This window comes from Nisaea sediminum, from assembly GCF_014904705.1.
Classification (GTDB): Bacteria; Pseudomonadota; Alphaproteobacteria; order Thalassobaculales; family Thalassobaculaceae; genus Nisaea; species Nisaea sediminum.
In genome coordinates, this window is the sequence record NZ_JACZCQ010000006.1 from 562,976 (window position 1) to 581,045 (window position 18,070).

At 64.2% G+C, this 18,070-nt stretch carries 17 protein-coding genes; 2 read left to right on the forward strand and 15 right to left on the reverse strand.

The window, feature by feature from the left end:
* Positions 1 to 8: 8 nt before the first annotated feature.
* From metK to tsaB, 11 genes are all read right to left on the reverse strand, one after another.
* The gene (gene metK / locus IG122_RS14695; protein WP_193184807.1) at positions 9 to 1,178 is read right to left on the reverse strand and encodes a methionine adenosyltransferase; all 1,170 of its coding nucleotides are present in this window, start codon (positions 1,176 to 1,178) and stop codon (positions 9 to 11) included.
* A gap of 179 nt (positions 1,179 to 1,357) precedes the next feature.
* Complete coding sequence (locus IG122_RS14700; protein WP_449867105.1) at positions 1,358 to 1,741, reverse strand: helix-turn-helix domain-containing protein; 384 nt, start codon at positions 1,739 to 1,741, stop codon at positions 1,358 to 1,360.
* 194 nt (positions 1,742 to 1,935) lie between these two features.
* A complete protein-coding gene (gene lnt, locus IG122_RS14705) occupies positions 1,936 to 3,549 on the reverse strand; it encodes an apolipoprotein N-acyltransferase (protein ID WP_193184813.1) in 1,614 nt (537 codons plus the stop codon).
* Complete coding sequence (locus IG122_RS14710; RefSeq protein WP_193184816.1) at positions 3,546 to 4,508, reverse strand: hemolysin family protein; 963 nt, start codon at positions 4,506 to 4,508, stop codon at positions 3,546 to 3,548. Before IG122_RS14710 ends, lnt begins: the two co-directional genes overlap by 4 nt.
* A complete protein-coding gene (ybeY, locus tag IG122_RS14715; RefSeq protein ID WP_193186147.1) occupies positions 4,505 to 4,981 on the reverse strand; it encodes an rRNA maturation RNase YbeY in 477 nt (158 codons plus the stop codon). The genes IG122_RS14710 and ybeY overlap by 4 nt, the downstream gene beginning before the upstream one ends.
* Positions 4,982 to 5,094: 113 nt before the next feature.
* On the reverse strand, positions 5,095 to 6,111 hold the full coding sequence (locus tag IG122_RS14720; protein ID WP_193186150.1) for a PhoH family protein: 1,017 nt from the start codon (positions 6,109 to 6,111) through the stop codon (positions 5,095 to 5,097).
* A gap of 2 nt (positions 6,112 to 6,113) precedes the next feature.
* Positions 6,114 to 7,550 (reverse strand): tRNA (N6-isopentenyl adenosine(37)-C2)-methylthiotransferase MiaB, encoded by a 1,437-nt coding sequence (gene miaB, locus IG122_RS14725; protein WP_193184819.1) that lies wholly within the window; start codon positions 7,548 to 7,550, stop codon positions 6,114 to 6,116.
* A gap of 206 nt (positions 7,551 to 7,756) precedes the next feature.
* Positions 7,757 to 8,650: a lysophospholipid acyltransferase family protein gene (locus tag IG122_RS14730; protein ID WP_226893580.1), complete on the reverse strand. Its 894-nt coding sequence runs from the start codon at positions 8,648 to 8,650 to the stop codon at positions 7,757 to 7,759.
* Positions 8,647 to 9,516 (reverse strand): GNAT family N-acetyltransferase, encoded by an 870-nt coding sequence (locus IG122_RS14735; protein WP_193184822.1) that lies wholly within the window; start codon positions 9,514 to 9,516, stop codon positions 8,647 to 8,649. The genes IG122_RS14730 and IG122_RS14735 overlap by 4 nt, the downstream gene beginning before the upstream one ends.
* A 281-nt stretch (positions 9,517 to 9,797) precedes the next feature.
* The gene (locus IG122_RS14740) at positions 9,798 to 10,271 is read right to left on the reverse strand and encodes a GNAT family N-acetyltransferase (protein ID WP_193184825.1); all 474 of its coding nucleotides are present in this window, start codon (positions 10,269 to 10,271) and stop codon (positions 9,798 to 9,800) included.
* Positions 10,271 to 10,960 carry a tRNA (adenosine(37)-N6)-threonylcarbamoyltransferase complex dimerization subunit type 1 TsaB gene (gene tsaB / locus IG122_RS14745; RefSeq protein ID WP_193184828.1) on the reverse strand — a complete coding sequence of 230 codons (690 nt, stop codon included), beginning with the start codon at positions 10,958 to 10,960 and terminating at the stop codon, positions 10,271 to 10,273. The genes IG122_RS14740 and tsaB overlap by 1 nt, the downstream gene beginning before the upstream one ends.
* Before the next feature lie 122 nt (positions 10,961 to 11,082).
* Here tsaB and IG122_RS14750 point away from each other — a divergent pair, with 122 nt between their 5' ends.
* Positions 11,083 to 12,162, forward strand: a complete 1,080-nt coding sequence (locus tag IG122_RS14750) for a polysaccharide deacetylase family protein (RefSeq protein ID WP_193184832.1) — start codon at positions 11,083 to 11,085, stop codon at positions 12,160 to 12,162.
* 18 nt (positions 12,163 to 12,180) lie between these two features.
* Here IG122_RS14750 and IG122_RS14755 read toward each other — a convergent pair whose 3' ends face one another.
* Together IG122_RS14755 and IG122_RS14760 are read right to left on the reverse strand one after the other, a co-directional pair.
* The gene (locus tag IG122_RS14755; RefSeq protein WP_193184835.1) at positions 12,181 to 13,017 is read right to left on the reverse strand and encodes a glucosaminidase domain-containing protein; all 837 of its coding nucleotides are present in this window, start codon (positions 13,015 to 13,017) and stop codon (positions 12,181 to 12,183) included.
* Between the two features lie 270 nt (positions 13,018 to 13,287).
* Positions 13,288 to 13,845, reverse strand: coding sequence for a NifU family protein (locus IG122_RS14760; RefSeq protein WP_193184838.1), 558 nt, complete (start codon positions 13,843 to 13,845; stop codon positions 13,288 to 13,290).
* A 232-nt stretch (positions 13,846 to 14,077) separates the two neighbouring features.
* Between IG122_RS14760 and IG122_RS14765 the strand changes: the two genes are divergently transcribed.
* Positions 14,078 to 15,379 carry an adenylate/guanylate cyclase domain-containing protein gene (locus IG122_RS14765; RefSeq protein WP_193184842.1) on the forward strand — a complete coding sequence of 434 codons (1,302 nt, stop codon included), beginning with the start codon at positions 14,078 to 14,080 and terminating at the stop codon, positions 15,377 to 15,379.
* On the opposite strand, the gene trpS is transcribed toward IG122_RS14765, so the two are convergent.
* Together trpS and murJ are read right to left on the reverse strand one after the other, a co-directional pair.
* Positions 15,369 to 16,370: a tryptophan--tRNA ligase gene (gene trpS / locus IG122_RS14770; RefSeq protein WP_193184845.1), complete on the reverse strand. Its 1,002-nt coding sequence runs from the start codon at positions 16,368 to 16,370 to the stop codon at positions 15,369 to 15,371. The two genes, IG122_RS14765 and trpS, sit on opposite strands and share 11 nt — an antisense overlap.
* An 80-nt stretch (positions 16,371 to 16,450) precedes the next feature.
* The gene (gene murJ / locus IG122_RS14775; protein ID WP_193184848.1) at positions 16,451 to 18,016 is read right to left on the reverse strand and encodes a murein biosynthesis integral membrane protein MurJ; all 1,566 of its coding nucleotides are present in this window, start codon (positions 18,014 to 18,016) and stop codon (positions 16,451 to 16,453) included.
* Positions 18,017 to 18,070: the final 54 nt, after the last annotated feature.

The following is an 18,070-nucleotide window of genomic DNA, read 5'->3' on the forward strand; positions in this document are numbered from 1 at the left end:
TCAGGTCCTTAAGCGAAAGCGCTTTTCAGATCGTCCACGAGGTCGAGCTTCTCCCAGGTAAAGAACCCTTTGCCGCCATCCTCGCGTCCGAAGTGACCGTAGGCCGAGGTCGGCCGGTAGATCGGGTTGCTCAGGGCGAGACGCTCGCGAATGCCGCGCGGCGAGAGATCGACCACATCACGGATGACGGACGAGAGCTTGGCCTCGTCCACCTTGCCCGTGCCGTAGGTCTCGAAATAGATCGAGAGCGGATGGGAGACACCGATGGCGTAGGACACCTGGATGGTGCATTTGTCGGCGAGGCCAGCGGCCACGACGTTCTTGGCGACCCAGCGCGCGGCATAAGCGGCCGAGCGGTCGACCTTGGTCGGGTCCTTGCCGGAGAAGGCGCCGCCGCCATGCGGCGCGGCACCGCCATAGGTGTCGACGATGATCTTGCGTCCGGTCAGGCCGGCATCGCCGACCGGGCCGCCGATCACGAAGCGCCCCGTCGGGTTCACATAGAAATGGTCTTCCGGGCACATCCAGCCCTCGGGGAGAACCTTCAGCACGTGCTTGCGCACCATCTCCCGGATCTCGTCCTGCTCGAGATCCTCGTCATGCTGGGTGGAAACCACGACGGAAGTCGCGCCGACCGGCTTTCCGCCAACGTATTTCAGCGTCACCTGGCTCTTGGAATCCGGACCGAAGCCCTTCTCGGCTCCGGCCTTCCGTGACTCGGCCATGGATTTCAGGATCTGGTGCGAATAGTGGATCGGTGCCGGCATGAGCGCTTCGGTCTCGCGACAGGCATAGCCGAACATGATGCCCTGATCGCCGGCGCCTTCGTCCTTGTTGCCCGCGGCATCGACACCCATCGCGATATCGGTCGACTGCTCGTGCAGCAGCACATCGATATCGGCCGTCTTCCAGCTGAAGCCTTCCTGCTCGTAGCCGATGTCGCGGATAGCCTCGCGCGTCGCCTCGACGATCGCATCCTTGGTGACGGATGCCGGTCCGCGCACTTCGCCGGCCAGGATGACCTTGTCGGTCGTCGCCAGGGTTTCGCAGGCCACGCGGCTCAGCGGATCCGCCGCAAGAAACATGTCAACGACCGTATCGGAGATCCGGTCACAGACCTTGTCCGGATGTCCTTCGGAAACGGATTCGCTGGTGAATTCGTAGTCGGATTGAGTCAACGGGGGCTCTCCTAGGAAATGAGTTGCACCCATGCCGGCATAAAGCGTACCCGTGAACGCCTGCCTCGGTCGGAAGCGCCGTACATGAATCTCTATTCGGTGAATCTGTCGAAGGCACCGAGAGGTAGGATTACCTGCCGCTTTTGCGAATCCCGGTCAAGCAGAAACCGACGCGGTTCCTATTCGGACTCCTCGCCGTCGAAAGTGTTCGCGATCGAACGCATCAGATCGAACAGCCGGCGCCGGGCTTCCGGGTCCGCGATCCGGTAATAGGCACGAACGAGTTCAAGGGTTTCGCGACGGTTCATCGGGTCGTCGGGAAGCTGGTAGGCCTCTGGTTCCTGCTCTTTTTCGAACAGGCGTCCGGGCGACTGCTCGCGGACTTCCTGTGCCATCTCTTCGAAGAAGTAATTGACCGGAACCTCGAGCACCCGGCTCAGATCGTACAACCGGCTCGCGCCAATCCGGTTTGCGCCGCGTTCATACTTCTGCACCTGCTGAAACGTCAGTCCGAGCGCCTGACCGAGCTTCTCCTGGCTGATGCCGAGAAGCGTACGGCGCATGCGGACGCGCGATCCGACATGAACGTCGACCGGATTCGGTTTCCCCAGGCTGGCCATCCGGCCACCGGGACGACGCTTTCTCGACGGCTGCTCCATGTTCAGAACCATTAATCTAAAATTGCGCTGAAACCAGTTACCCATACAAACGTATGCAGTCAACAGGAAAGCCTTAACAAAAAAAAGAAAAAAGAGCGCTAGCTGGCCCTGCGGAGAAATGCCGCTATTAGTGGCAGAAGTGCCAGCACTATTGCCACGCTGTCTCCGACGCGCGCATAGAGCGTTTTACTTGGCAAAGCAGGGGGTAGCGGACTGTCGATCGCGCCCGCCCGCTCAAGAGGAAGCGATGCCAGAATACGTCCGTATGCATCGATGACAGCGGAAATTCCCGTATTCGCAGCACGGATAATCGGGATTCCCTCTTCCACGGCACGCATCCGCGCGGCCGCGAGATGCTGGTAAGGCCCTGAACTGAAACCGAACCAGGCATCGTTGGTTACGTTTACCAGAAGCCCGGGACGGGGTCCGGCAGGCGCCGTGACGGCGCCGGGAAAGATGACCTCGTAGCAGATCAGGGAGCCGATCGGCGGCAGACCCGGCGCCTCAAAGCTGCCCGGACCGGTGCCCGGCGTGAAACCTTGGCCGGTCTTCACCACCGGTCCGAGCGGCAACCATTCGCTGAACGGCACATATTCGCCAAACGGAACGAGATGAAACTTATCGTGCCGGGCGATGATCCGGCCGGTGCGGTCGAGCGCTACGACGGCATTGTAGTTCCGGGTGGCGTCGGGAAATCCGGGTACCGCCTCACGCAGCGGCGCTCCGGTCATCAGCACGGCATCGCCGGCCGGCAGCAGGGAGCCGAGATAGGCCGCGAACTCCGGCTCGCGATTGAGGGCATAGGGGATTGCCGTTTCCGGCCAGACCACCAGACGCGCAGGCGGCAATGCACCGAACCCGGCCGGGACGGCATCGGCTTCGCGCAACCGCGTCAGCATCGCATATTTTGCGACATGCCCTCGGATCAGCTCGCGATTCCACTTGTCCCGCTGGGGAATGTTTCCCTGCACCACGCGCACCGTCGGCGCAGCCGGATCGAGCGGCGTGGCCGCATCCAGGCGGAACTGGCCATAACCGAGAAAAAGCAGCGGCAGCAGAAGCGAGCAGACACCGATGCCGCGCTCAAGTCGCCCGGCGCCGTTCCGCAGCAACAACAGCGGAGAGAGTGCGAAGAGCATGACGAAGAAGCCGTAGCCATAGGCGCCGAACAGCGCCAGCGGCTGCATCAAGACATCGGAAAAGGACCAGGCGGAGGCCGGCAGATTCCAGGGAAAGCCGGTCGCGATCGACCCGCGCAGCATCTCGGCGAGCGTCCAGGCACCGGCGAAAACCGGCGCCCGCAGCCAGCCGCGCGGCCGGAGCCGGTGATAGAGCAGCGCGGCAAGCCCGCCATAGAGCGCGAGTACGGCCGGCAACCCGACGGCGGCGAACGGCACCGCCCAGGCGAACCGCTCACCGTCGACCAGCAAGGCGTTCGAAATCCAATAGAGCCCGGCGACGTGATGACCAAAGGCGAAAGCCCATCCGCACCAGAAGGCCCCGGCCGCGCTCCGCCGGTGCTCCAGCGACAGCATAAGCAGGGAGAATGCGAACAGCGCGGGAACGATGCCGAGGGGCGGCAGCGCGAGCGCCGCCACTGCGCCCGACGCCACCATCAGAGCAATATTTAACGCTCCCGTCAGGCGCACGAGCCGCAGAACGGTGGTACGGGCGCCCGTGCCCAAACGGGCAACGGCCGCCCGGGAGCTCACGAACCGGCCTCCGGCAGGAGCGCGTCCGGCTCCACCCGGCGGATACGGATCCGCTTGATCCGGCGGGAATCCCCCTCCAGCACCTCGAATTCGATGCCGGCAGGGTGGGTCAGGAGTTCGCCGCGCGCGGCGACCCGTCCGGCGAGAGAGAAGACGAGGCCGCCGACCGTGTCGATCTCCTCGCGCTCCTCCTCGTCCAGGACCTCGCCGAACAATTCCTCGAACTCCTCGATCTCGGCCCGGGCGTCGGCGATCGCGGTGTCGGGCCCGACCATGGAGATCTTCGGACCTTCGTCCACATCGTGCTCGTCGACGATATCGCCGACGATCTCCTCGACCAGGTCCTCGATCGTGATCAGTCCGTCGACCCCGCCGAACTCGTCCACGACGAGGGCGAGATGGCGCCGGGTCAGCCGCATTTCCTGCAGCAGATCCATCGCCCGGATCGACGGCGACACGAAGAGCACCTCGCGCAGCAGCGAGCTGAGCGGGACGTCCTTGCCGGCATGGATATGCGCCAGCACGTCCTTCATGTGGACCATGCCGACGACATCATCGAGGGTCTCGCGATAGACCGGAACGCGGCTGTGCGCGTCCTTCACCATGTCGTCGACCAGCTTGTCGAGCGAGGTGCTGATCTCGACCCCGGTAATATCCGCGCGCGGGACCATCACATCCCGCGCGGTGATGTCCCGCAGCCCGAGGATGTTCCGGATCAGCGCCCGTTCGTGCGGATCGATCGCGAGACCTTCGCCGGGCTCGCCCTTGCTGTCCTCGTCGATCAGCTCCTCCAGAGCGTCGCGGACGGACGAGCTTCCGTTTCGCTTCAGCCTGAAGGCCTTTACGATCTGCTTGAGCGGTTGCCATGAGGCATCGCGGCGTTCTTGCGTATCGCTGTGCTCCGCCGGAGAAACCGGCAGTTCTGCATCGGGCGTCGCCTTTTCGGTGTCGGAACTCATCGCACCGGCTCCGCGACCGCGTCGTAAGGATCCGCGATGCCGAACCCGGCGAGGATCTCGACCTCGCGGCGCTCCATCTCGACCGCCTCCGCCTCGGTCTCGTGATCGAACCCGAGCAGATGCAGCACACCATGCACAACGAGATGGCGCAAATGGGAGTCCAGCGATTTTCCGTCCCGGGCCGCTTCCATGGAAACCGTTTCGAAGGCGAGGATTACGTCCCCGAGCATATCGGCATCGCCGACTCCGGATGCAAGTCCGGACGGAAATGACAACACATTGGTCGGGCTGTCCTTTTTCCGGTAATCGCGATTGAGCGCACGGACTTCGTCGTCCGAGGACAAAACAATGCTGAGTTCGGTCGGACGTGACGGACTGCCGAGCGCGGCGACGGCGCTGGCGATGCAGATGCGCTCCGCATCGGGCAATGCTTCCGTCCAGGCCGGGTTCGGCACGGCGACGGCGATATCCAGATTTCTGTCGGGTTGGTCCGGGTCTTCCGGCGGATCCTGTTCAGCCAAAGCGCTGAAGCGACTACTTCCTGGCTCCGATTCGTCGGGCACGCGCGGATACTCCTCTTTTGTCCTTATTTCTTCCCGTCGTCGAGACGGGCCGATTCACGATCATTGTAAGCATGGACGATCTTCGTCACCAGCGGGTGACGCACAACGTCCCGGGCGGAAAACTCGACCACACTGACGCCGGGAATGCGATCGAGCACGCCCATGGCATCGACCAGGCCGGACTTGGCGCCGAACGGCAGGTCGATCTGCGACGGATCGCCGGTGATCGCCATTCGGGAGTTCTCGCCGAGACGGGTCAAGAACATCTTCATCTGCGTCGGCGTCGTGTTCTGCGCCTCGTCGAGGATGATGTAGGAATTGGCCAGCGTCCGTCCGCGCATGAAGGCAAGCGGCGCCACCTCGATCTCGCCCGCCGTCAGCCGGCGTTCGACCTGGTCGCCCGGCATCATGTCATAGAGCGCGTCATAGAGCGGCCTGAGATAGGGATCGACCTTGTCCTTCATGTCTCCCGGCAGGAAACCGAGCCGCTCGCCGGCCTCGACCGCCGGGCGGGAAAGGATCAGGCGTTCGACCTTGCGCTCCATCAGCATCGAGACCGCCATCGCGACGGCGAGATAGGTCTTGCCGGTACCGGCCGGGCCGAGCCCGAGCACGAGCTCGTCGCGCGACAGCGCCTGGATATAGCGGTGCTGGTTCGGGGAACGCGGCTGGATTGCCCGCTTCCATGTCGGCACGAAAGCGGAACGGTCATTGAAGCCGTTGGACCCGTTGGCGACGTCATCGTCGCTCTGGGCCCATTTGACCGCGGCGTCCACCGTCCCGACGTCGAGGCTCTTCAGCTTCTTGCCGGCATCCCGGTCGCCTTCGAGGCGTCTGTAGAGCGAGGTCAGCGCCGATTGCGCCGTGGTCACCGCATCCTTATCGCCCTCCACCGTGACAGTGTTTCCGAAGCAGGAGAGGGAAACGGGGAGTTTCTGCTCGATCCGCGCGAGGTTCCGGTCATGCTCGCCGAGCAGCGCCGGCAGGAGATCGTGATCGGCAAACTCAAGCCGGACGCTTTCGGTGGCCTCGTTCGTGATGCTCAAGCAATAGCCCTTTCATGATCGGGGTTGCGCGGCGAGAACCCGGGAACGCCGCCCCATTCGCTGGTGACCACGGTTCCGGACAGGGAGTTGGCATGGCCGGCATCGATGCGGACATCGACGATAGTGCCGACGAGCCGCTCCGAGCCTGTGAAATGCACCGACTGCATATAGGGGCCGCGCCCGATCAGCTGACCGTCCTTGTGGCCGGTACGCTCGACCAGCACCGGCTGCACCGTACCGGCGGACGCGGCGTTGTAGGCAAGCTGCTGCGCGTTCAGAAGCTGCTGCAATGTTTCCAGTCTGTCCGATTTCACCGCCTCGTCGACCTGCATGTCCGTGCCCGCGGCCGGAGTGCCGGGCCGGGGGCTGTATTTGAACGAATAGGCCTGAGCGTAGCCGATATCCGTGACAAGTTTGAGCGTCTCGGCGAAATCCGCGTCGCTTTCCCCCGGATGCCCGACGATGAAGTCGGAAGAGAGGGCGAGGTCCGGACGCGCCTCGCGCAGCCGCTCGACGACACGGCGGTAGGCCGCCGCGTCGTGCTTGCGGTTCATGGCTCGCAAAATGCGGTCCGAACCGGACTGCACCGGGAGATGCAGATAGGGCATCAGCTGCGGCACGTCGCGATGCGCGGCGATCAGCTCCTCGTCGACATCGTTCGGATGCGAGGTCGTGTAGCGGATCCGCTCCAGCCCGTCGATCTCCGCCAGCGCACGGATCAGCCGCCCGAGGCCCCATTCCCCGCCGCCGGCTTCGCCGTGATAGGCGTTCACGTTCTGCCCGAGCAGGGTGAGCTCCGAGGTACCGGACGCGACCAGCCGGCGCGCTTCCGCCAGCACCTGTTCGGCAGGACGCGAGAATTCGGCGCCGCGGGTATAGGGCACGACACAGAAGCTGCAGAACTTGTCGCACCCTTCCTGGATCGACAGGAATGCCGCCGCGCTGCTCGCGTGGCGCTCTTCCGGCAGGAAATCGAACTTGCTCTCGACCGGGAAGTCGGTGTCCACCACGCCGGCACCGCGGGTGCCGCGTCCGCCGGAAGCGGCTTGCCGCTCGCCAGCCTTGCGCTCGGCTTCGCGCACCAGTTCCGGAAGCCGGTGGTAGGTCTGCGGACCGAACACGAGATCCACGAAGGGCGCGCGGCGCACGATCTCCTCGCCCTCCGCCTGGGCGACACAGCCCGCGACCGCGATCAGCAGCGGCCTGCCCTCGGCGGCGCGCGCTTCCTTCTCAAGTCGGATCCGTCCGAGCTCGGAAAAGACCTTCTCCGTCGCTTTTTCGCGGATATGGCAGGTGTTGAGGATCACCATGTCCACGTCTTCCGGCGTTGCCACCGGATCGTATCCGAGGGAAACGAGGCTGTCCGTCATACGCTCGCTGTCGTAGACGTTCATCTGGCAGCCATAGGTCTTGATGAAGAGTTTCTTGCTCACGCGCGCTCAGCCTTACCGTCGCTCGAAGGGTCGAATTTCAGGAGATCGGCGGCACAAATACGCCGAGTGAAACTGAAATTCCAGCGTGCGTTTGCTTCCATCAGGAGAATGCTAACACCGGGCCACCCACAGTCAAGCGACAGTACCGCGCGCAAACCGGGATTCCGCGGCGGGAACCGCGAAGCGAGGCGCGATCAGCGAATTTCCTAGACGCGTCCCGAAAGCGCGCGCGAAACACCGCGCGAGACGACCTGCTCGCAGTGTGCCGCAAGCGCCTTGCGGTTCGCGAAAACTGCCGGGTCGACCGGCTCGTGGAACTCGACCTCGACGTCGACCCGGCCGAGCGCCAGCGCTTCCAGCAGGTGCGGCACGAGATCCATGTCCCCGTACCAGGCATAGAACGGACGGAGTCCGCGGCCCATCGGCATGCCGTTCAGCCGTGTGTAGGTGATCGAGACCGGCTGTACCTTGAGCTCACCGGCCGGATCGCGCGCCTCGGCGGCGGCGAACATGGAGCTCTTGAATGGCAGCGTGCGGTTGCCGTCGTTGCTGGTGCCCTCGGGAAACAGCACCAGGCGGTCCCCGCCGGCGAGCCGGTCGGCGATGGCATTGGCATGGTGCTTCGAACGGCCCCGGCGGCGCTCGACGAACACCGTGCGCTGCAGAATCGCCAGCAGGCCGAAGCCGGGCCAGCTCTTCACCTCGCTCTTGGCGATGAAGCTCGCCCGGAGCAGGCTTCCCAGAATGACAATGTCGAAATAGGAGGCGTGGTTGCTGGCGTAGAGCACCGGCCCCTTGGCCAACGGGCGACCCCGCACCTTCACCCTGAAGCCGAGCAGGCGGGCGCAAAGCCCGTGATAGAAGACCGGCAGCGCCGAGGACATCGGCGAGCGGAATGCCAGCAGGAGCATCTGCAGCGGCAGAAGCGTGCAGGTCAGCGCACCGTAGAGCGCGATCCGGCGCCAGACCAGGGTGCGCGACGGCGCGACCATGCCCGCCGCTTCGACGGGCTCGAGGTTGCGCTCCCACGATCCCAGGAGACCGGGATCACCGAGGATGTCCTCCTCGTTCAGCTCCTCAAGCGCTCCGGCGATGCTCATTGGATCGAGATCCCGCGCGCTTCGCGTTCGTAGTGCTTGTAGTATTTGTCGGAGACGCTGCTGGTCTCGACGATCACGCAGACATCCGTGGTATTGAACTGATGATCGATCACCGCGCCGTGCCCGACATAGCCGCCGAGCCGGAGATAACCCTTGATCAGCGGCGGCAGCGTGGCCGCGGTGCGGCGCGGATCGATCTCTTCCGCCACCATGCGGTTCATTTCGACATAGCGTTCCGGCAGCGCCGTCGCCCGGATCCGCTCCGGCGCCAGATGCTGGTGATGGAGATAGGCGAGCTGCGTCCGCAGCGCCTCGGCATCGTTGCCCGGCAGGCTGGCGCAACCGAACATCAGCGAGATGTCGTTCTGGAACACGTAGGCCGCGATGCCCTTCCAGAGCAGCTGCATGGTCGGACGGGTTCGGTAGCCGCTCGCGGTGCAGGAGCGGCCAAGCTCAAGGATCTCGCCCGGCTGGGCCTCCAGCCTGGAGATGTCGAATTCATCGGCGGTGTAGAACCCGCCGGCGGTCTCGGCGGCAGAGCGACGGATCAGGCGGTAGGTGCCGACCACCGCTTCCGGGCCGTTTCCAAGGCTGTGATCGAGCACGAGAAGATGGTCGGCCACATCGTCGAAAGAATCCTCGTCGAGGCGGCTGGCGCTGGCGGCAGCCGACGGGATCGCGCCCATCTCCTCATAGAACACCCGGTAACGCAGCTGCTTCGCTGCGAGAATGTCCTCTTCCCCCGAAGCGAGCTTTACTTCCAGGGAGCCGGAGAGCAGCGGCTGATCGCCAAGCCGGTCCGAACCGGCGATGGAGACCGGGCTGGTTTCGGAGAGCGTCGTGCGCGTCGGAATCGAGAATCCCATGATCAGTCGCATCCCTATCTTCGGGGCCGCAGGTCACCGGAACCGAGGATGCCGCCGCGGCCGCAAATCCATGGCTCCGATATGGGTACGCGTTGCGCCGCCGCCAGAAAAATCGCCCGGACGGCGTGGCGGATGGATCCGGAAGAGCCTATCCGATGCTCGCTTATACCGACAGACCGATGACAGTTTTCACACATTCGCATGACAGTCTGGTTGCAGCGGAAATCCGCTAAAAACCGGTATCTTCGCCTGATCCGTCGCGCCCGCGCCGGCCGCGATCGTCAATCGTCGAAGATTAGCTGCATCATTATGGCATCGGCGTGGCTGCCATTGCCCGATTTGTAATAGTTCGGACGGCGGTCGAACGCCGTCATTCCGAGGGCCTCGTAAAGCCGGATCGCCGGCAGATTGCCGTCCTGAACCTCGAGAAGCAACCTCTCCGCTCCCGCGTTGCGGGCCTTGTGCATGGCATGCAGCATGAGCAGCCGCCCGAAGCCATGGCGGCGCTGCTCCGGGGCAACGGCGACAGTCAGGATCTCGGCAAAGTCGCCCAGGCTGCGAAACAGAACGAATCCCGCGAACCGGGGCTGGCCTTCGATATCGAGGATCGCCGCGCCGGCCGTTCCCGGCACCGCGAGGAGCTCCTCCAGCGCAGCGCGCGACCAAGGCCTCTCGAAGAGCGCGCCGTGCAACCGGGCGGCCTCTGCAAGATGCGCCGTCAGGCTCTCGTCCAGCACGAACCGTCCGCCTGTCATCATGACGATGCCGGATGCGTGACGTCGGGCGCCCTGAGATAGAGAGGCGCGGCCTGGCTCTCGGTGCCCGCTTCGAGAAGGGCGAGACCGAGCGCGGAAACGTCGTCCGCATCCGGCACTGTGGCCGGGCTGCGGATACAGGCAGACCCGAGCAACGCGGCGACCTTGTCCGCGGCGTCGCCCGCCAGCAGCAACGGTGCGGAGACGGCAAGCCTCGCGAGCCGCTCCGCGATGGCGTCAGCCGGGAGAGCTGCGGGCGCGCCTTCCGGCGTTCCGTCCGCCTTGAATATCTGCAGGAAGAGGTCGGCGCGCCGACTCTCCAGAACAACGGCGAGCGCATTCGAGGCATCGCCGCATGCCGCGCGCGCCGCGCGTGCGACCGCGGCGAATCCGGTAACCCCGACGACCGGAATGCCGAGCGCCTGGCCCAGCCCCTTGGCAAAGGCGAGGCCGATCCTGAGGCCGGTAAAGGAGCCCGGACCGCGGCTGACCGCAATCGCGTCCAGGGCCTCGAAACCGAGTCCGGCTTCCCGCATGATCTCTTCGGTCATCGGGGCGAGACGCTCGGATTGTCCTCTGGTCATGTCCTCGCGGCGCACCGCGCGCACATCCGCGCCGACGCGCAGAGCAACGGAGCAGGCGCCGGTGCTGCTGTCGATGCCGAGAATTGTGCGAGGCTGGTGCGCCATCTTATTTTCCGCCGCGAAATGCGTATGTTAGAGTGACAACGCGGCCCGAAAGTGCAAATTTTCCAGTCGCATCGCTGCCTGTAAACCACGTTGGCGGACGACAGCAAAGGAATATAGTGTCTATGCCGAATCGTACGCACTTTCGCCGCCCGGACCGGAGGAACGCCCTTCGGCCGGCCTCGGCGCGCAAAGTCACGGCCGCTTTCCTCCTGGCCATCTCCTGCCTCTTCGCCGTCTTTTCCGGCCCGCTTGCGGCACAGGAAATTTCGGGTGCGGTGATCACGATGTATCACCGTTTCGGCGAGAACGATTTTCCCTCGACCAGCATCCGTATCGAGCAATTCGAAGAGCATATCGAGGAGCTAAAGAAGGAGCGGTATCACGTTCTGTCGCTTCCCGAGGTCGTCGAAGCGCTGAAATCGGGGAAACCGCTGGCGGACCGCACCATCGCGATCACCGTCGACGACGCATATCTCTCCGTTTATGAGCACGCCTGGCCGCGCCTGAAGGAGGCCGGCATTCCCTTCACCCTGTTCGTCGCCACCGGCGCGATCGACCGTCAGGTGAAAGGTTATATGAGCTGGGATCAGATCCGGGAGCTGCGCGACGGCGGCGTCACGATTGGCAGCCAGACCCGCTCGCATCCGCATATGACGACGCTGGACCGTCTCGCGCTCGACCGTGAGCTTGCCGAGTCGAACCAGCGTTTCGTCGACGAGCTCGGCGCTAAGCCCGAACTCTTCGCCTATCCTTACGGCGAATACAGCCTGATGGTGCGGAAATCCGTTGCCGATGCCGGCTTCACCGCCGCGTTCGGGCAGCATTCCGGCGTCGCCTATACCGGCATGGATCATCTCACCTTGCCGCGCTTCGCCCTGAACGAGCGGTATGGCGGGATCGACCGGTTCCGGCTGATTGCCAACGCCTTGCCGCTCCCGGTCAGCGACGTGCTGCCGGAGGACACCTTGCTTGTCGAGAACCCGCCCGCCTTCGGCTTTACGCTGGACGCGTCGATCGGCAGCCCGAACAGTCTGTCCTGCTTTGCCTCGAGCGAAGGCGAGACCCATCTCGAATATCTGGAACAGCGCGTCGAAGTACGTCTGAAACAGCCGTTCCCGCCGGGCCGCTCGCGCATCAACTGCACGATGCCCGGACCGGACAACCGCTGGCGCTGGTTCGGCACGCAGTTCATCGTGCCGTAAGGGAGGAGGGGCCGGCGGTCAGCCGGCCTGATTGAACGCGGTGACGATATTGCGATTGAGCAAGGCGTCGTCCAGTTCGTTCAGCCGGTTCTTGTCAATTACCCGGCGCAGGATCTCGACATAACGCTCGCCGATCTCAGCATAGGCGAGCAACCCTCCGGCAAGCTGCTTGCCGTCCAGCCTCTCGCCGCTTTCGCGCATCGCCTCGCGGCCGATGCGGAACTCCTGGTAACTCGGATGGGTGTTGAGATTATGGATATAGGAGGAGACCGAACTCAGCAGGGTGTCGTATTTGCGGACAACATGACCCTCGCTGTCGGTGCGCTCTGTCGGGACTATGCCCTTGTCGTCGCTCCAGGCCCGCTGCCCGAAGAGGGCGTTACCGTGACGGGCGAACCTGGACGAGCCCCAACCGCTCTCGACCGCCGCCTGCGCCAGGGCCAGTGACACCGGAACCACGTCGACCCGGCGGTTCAAGGCATCAAGCAGCGGACGGTCGATATCGTCAGAGGACTTCACGCCGTACCGCTCCGCCAGACGGAGAAGCCAGTCTCTTTCGGGCGGATGCAGGTTGGCGCCGTCGAGCACGCGGTCGCGTAGGCGAATCAGTTTGGCTCGGTCCCGCGAAACGCGTTCGTTCGCGCTCAGGACCAGCGGAAGCACTGCGGAGAAGAACAGCTTCTTCTTCCTGCCGACTTCGTCGATAAAGCCGAGATCGCCGGGCAGGCTCGAGACGTAGATCGCCGGAACCGGTTCCGATCCGCGCCGAACTTCCTTCAGGTCGAATCCGACGGTACCGAATACGAACTCGAGCGCCTGGGTATTGGCGGGTTCGACAACATGCCCCTTCGGCACAGAGGCCGTCTGGACCGGTCGCTCGGTATGCTCCGGGGGAGCGGTCTCGGGGGGTTCGACTAAAAAGGATATCTGGGTCGCGAGTGCTGCTGCGCCGGCGACGAGCGCAACCATATGGAATGACGGCATTTTCAGACACTGTTTTGTCATTGAAAAAACCGCTGCCACATTCTGCCGACAACGATCATACCGCTACATATAGATAAAGGGAATCCCTTGCCACTGCATTTCGCACATAGCTGGTATTCGTCTTATTCTTGATTCGAATACTTACATCGCGGCGGCGCGAACTTCGCGGACTTCCGGGATATAGTGACGGAGCATATTCTCGATGCCCATCTTCAGGGTCGCCGTCGAACTCGGGCAGCCGGCGCAGGCACCGCGCATATAGAGCGTCACCACACCCTCGTCGAAGCTTTCGAAAACGATATCGCCGCCATCCATCGCCACCGCCGGGCGCACGCGCGTATCCAGCAGTTCCTTGATCTGGGAAACGACTTCGCTGTCCTCGCCGTCGGCACTGTGCCCGGCTTCGGACTCCGCGGTCACGACCGGACGGCCGGCGGTGAAATGCTCCATGATCACGCCGAGCACCGCCGGCTTCATCAGGTACCATTCCTTGTCGTCGCGCTTGGCCACGGTGATGAAATCGCCGCCGAAGAACACACCCGTCACGCCGTCCACGTCGAACAGCCGTTCCGCCAGGGGCGACTTTCCGGCCGCTTCCTCTTCCGAACGGAACTCGGCGGTGCCGCTTCCCATCACGTCCTGCCCCGGCAGGAACTTCAGCGTCGCCGGATTCGGCGTTTCTTCAGTCTGGATGAACATCCCATTCTCTCCTTGAGGGACCCCCGGCCCGGCCGGCGCCTTCTTGAGCTGTGCGCCGGTCCTGACGGGGCCCGCGACTTGCAATTCGTCGGGCACTAAATTGGTACTATATAGAGTGACCCTGGGGAAAGCGAATTCAAGCCCACTTTTTGCGATGAGCGCGCTGCCTTATCATTGAATTGCCGTCACGGCGCAAGGAAAGACAGTCTTTCCAGAACGGAGCCCGGATCCTTTGAAAGCGAAATCGGTGACCGACCGGCAGATCGACCCCATACGTCCGCATATCCGGATCACCCACCAGGGCGCCGATCCCGAAGCGGCCCTGCCACCCGGCAGCTCGCTCTCCGCGGAGGATCTCACAATGGCGCCCGACCGCTGGCTCATGGAGCGCTCGGCCGGGATCCTGTCGATGCGCGAACTGATGCGCGATCTCTGCAATCTCCTCGTTGCGCAGGGCATGCCGATGCTGCGCACCACCTGTTTCATCCGCACCCTTCATCCTCAGGCCCGGGGCCGCTCGGTCATCTGGCGCAAGACGATGCGCGATCCGGAAGAAATCATGGTGCTGCACGGTATCGAGGAGACGGAAAGCTTCCAGCGCAGCCCCTTGCCGCTGATCTTCGAGGGCGCCGGCGCCATCAGGCGACGGCTCTGCGAACCGGCGACACCGATGGACTTTCCGGTGCTGCACGATCTGAAGGCGGAAGGGGCGACGGACTATGTCGCCATGCCTCTGAAGTTCAGCGACGGCGCGTTGAATTTCGTAACCTGGACCTCCGATGCGGAGAACGGCTTCACGTCCGATCAGCTCAGTATCCTTGACACCCTGCTCCCCGCCCTCAGCATGAGGATCGAGATCCTGGAGCGGCAAAAGCTGACCCGGGACCTGCTCGAGGTCTATCTCGGACGCGATACCGGACGCCGGGTCCTGAACGGCGCGATCCGCCGCGGGACCTCGGAAACGATCCGCGCCGCGATCCTCTATGCCGACGTGCGCGGTTTCACCGCTGCATCCGATAACCTGCCCAGCGCCGAGATCATCGAAATGCTGAACGACTATTTCGAGATCATGTCGCAACCGATCGAGGAAAGGGGCGGCGAGATCCTGAAATTCATCGGCGACGGGCTGCTGGCGATCTTCCCGCTCGGCCGCGACAGCGTTGCCGGGGAAGCGGACGCGGCGCTGAAGGCCGCCATGGAGGCACAAACTCTGCTGCGCAGCCGCAACGCGCTCCGGGAAAAGCACGGCAAACCGCGGATCGAGCATGCGCTCGGCCTGCATGTCGGCGATGTCAGCTACGGCAATATCGGCAGCCCGACACGGCTCGATTTCACCGTGATCGGTCCTGCGGTGAACCTGGCGAGCCGCCTGCAGGGCCTCGGCAAGGATCTCGGCCACACGATCGTCGCCTCCGATGCCATCGCCCGGATGGCGACGCTGTCGCTCAAGACCCTCGGCAGCCATCCGGTGCGCGGCCTGCGCGCACCGGTGGAAGTGTTCACGCCTTACGGCGTGGAGCCGGTCACGGCTTGAGGAAGCCGACGATTTCCTTGGCTTCACGCACCACCGGCTCGGCGATCTCGCGCGCCCGGTCGGCGCCGCGCTTCAGCACCGCATCGACCGCAGCCGTATCCTCGGTCAACCGTTTCATTTCCGACCCGATCGGACCCAGCACCTCGACGGCCAGCTCGGCGAAGGACTTCTTGAAGTCCCCGAAGCCCTTGCCCGCGAACTGCTTCAGGACGGCATCTGTGTCCGTGCCCTCGAGCGCGGCATAGATCGCGATCAGATTCTTCGCCTCGGGCCGGTCCGCCATCTCCGCCGCCGTCTCCGGGATCGGATGCGGATCGGTCTTGGCCTTGCGGATCTTCTGCGCGATCTCGTCCGCCTCGTCGGTCATGTTGATGCGCGAATATTCGGACGTGTCCGACTTGCTCATCTTCTTGGTGCCGTCGCGGAGACTCATCACCCGCGTCGCCTCGCCGAAGATCATCGGCTCCGGCAGCGGGAAGAAATCGACACCGTACATCGAGTTGAAGGCCTGCGCGATGTCGCGCATCAGCTCCAGATGCTGCTTCTGGTCATCGCCGACCGGCACGTGCGTGCCCTTGTAGACCAGCACGTCGGCCGCCATCAGCACCGGATAGTCGTAGAGCCCGACCGTCGCGTTCTCGCGGTTCTTGCCCGCCTTCTCCTTGAACTGGGTCATCCGGTTCAGCCAGCCGATGCGGGCGACGCAGTTGAAGATCCAGGTCAGTTCGGCATGTGCCGGAACGGCGGACTGGTTGAAGATGATGCACTCGTCCGGATCGATACCGGCCGCGATCATGCCGGCCGCGACCTCGCGGGTCGCACGGCGGAGGTCCGCCGGATCGTGCGGCGGCATGGTGATCGCATGCATGTCGACGACGCAGAAGATCGAGTTGTAGTCGCGCTGCAGCTGCACCCAGTTGCGGATCGCGCCGAGGTAATTGCCGAGATGCAGGTTACCTGTGGGCTGCACGCCCGAGAAAATCCGGTTCATGTCACGCGATCCATAAGACTGAAGCGAAAAAGGGCCTGATTTATCGCGGCACGCTCGCCACTGGTCAAGGCCGTACTGGCTCAGCGTGCCGGGGAGCGCCGGAACGCCGTCTTGAGCTCCGCCGGGCGGAAGGCGCCGAGCAGGGTCGCGGCACCGAAATAAACCGCGAGCGCCAGCAGGATGAAAGCGAGCAAGGCCAGAGAACCGACCAGCGTTCCCTGCCCGAAGAGCGCAAGCTCTGCACGGTCCGCAAGCCAAAGAGCCGCGAACAGCGAGGCTCCCATCAAGAGAGCGGAGACAAAGATGCGTGGCAGCCGCTTGCGCGAGCGCTGGTCGAGGCTGAAGACCCCGTCGCGGCGCAGCAGCCAAGCCAGCGCGAAGCCGTTGACCCAGGAGGCGATGGCGGTGGCGAGCGCGAGGCCGACATGGGCGAGGAACTGCATCAGGATCAGGTTCAGCACGAGGTTGAGCACCACCGCGCCCGCCGCGACCTTGACAGGGGTCTTTGTATCCTCGCGGGCGAAGAAGCCCGGCTGCAGCACCTTGACCAGAACGAAGGCCGGCAGACCGGCAGAAAAGGCGATCATCGCCGCCGAGGTCGCGGCCGCGTCAGCCGCGCTGAAGGCACCGCGCTCGAAGAGTACGGTGATGATCGGCCCGGCCAGCACCGCGATCCCGACCGCGGCCGGCACGGTCAGCAGGGCGCCGAGCTCAAGGGCGCGGTTCTGGGTCGTCAGGGCGCCGGCCTCGTCGCCGCCGCGCCACTGGCGGGAGAGCATGGGCAGCAGCGCGGTCCCGATCGCGACACCGATCACTCCGAGCGGCAGCTGGTTCACCCGGTCGGCGTAATAGAGGAAGGAGATCGAGCCGAGCGGCAAGGTCGAGGCCAGCACCATGTCGATCAGCAGGTTGATCTGCACCACCCCGGCACCGAGCATGGCCGGCAGCATCAGGCGGAACAGCTTGCGCACCCCGGGCGTCAGCCTCGGCATACGCAGACGGAGCGAGAACCCGGCCCGCGAGGAGGCGCCGATCAGCCAGAGCAGCTGAGCGAGCCCCGCGGCCGCGACGCCCCAAGCGAGCACGTGACCCGGCGTCTCCAGCCGGTCCGCGAACCCGACCATGGCGCCGATCAGGATCAGGTTCAGCAGGATCGGGGCCGAGGCCATGGCGGCGAAGCGGTCGAGACTGTTCAGCACACCGCCATAGAGCGCGACGATGGAAATCAGCGGCAGATAGGGAAAGGTGATGCGGGTCAACTCGACCGCGATGCCAAAGCGTTCCGGTGTCGCAACGAAACCGGGCGCCAGCACATGCATGACCCAGGGCATGGTCAATTCCATCGCCAGGGTCAGCGCCGCCAGCACCGCACACATCATCGCCAGAGCATCCTCGGCAAACCGCTTCGCCTCGGCTCGGCCCTCTGCCTCGAGCGAACCGGCGAAGAGCGGCACGAAAGCGACGGTGAAAGACCCTTCGGCGGTCAGGCGGCGGAAGAAGTTCGGCAGCTTGAAGGCGACGAAGAAGGCATCCGCCACCGGCCCCGCGCCAAGGATCGCGGCGATCAGCACGTCGCGCAGAAAGCCCGTGACCCGGCTGATCATGGTGTAACTGCCGACTGTGGCGGCGGCGCGGATCAGGGACATGGCACTTTCGGCTTTGCGGCGGCGGAGCGGGAAGACTGCATTGGAACCGGGGCA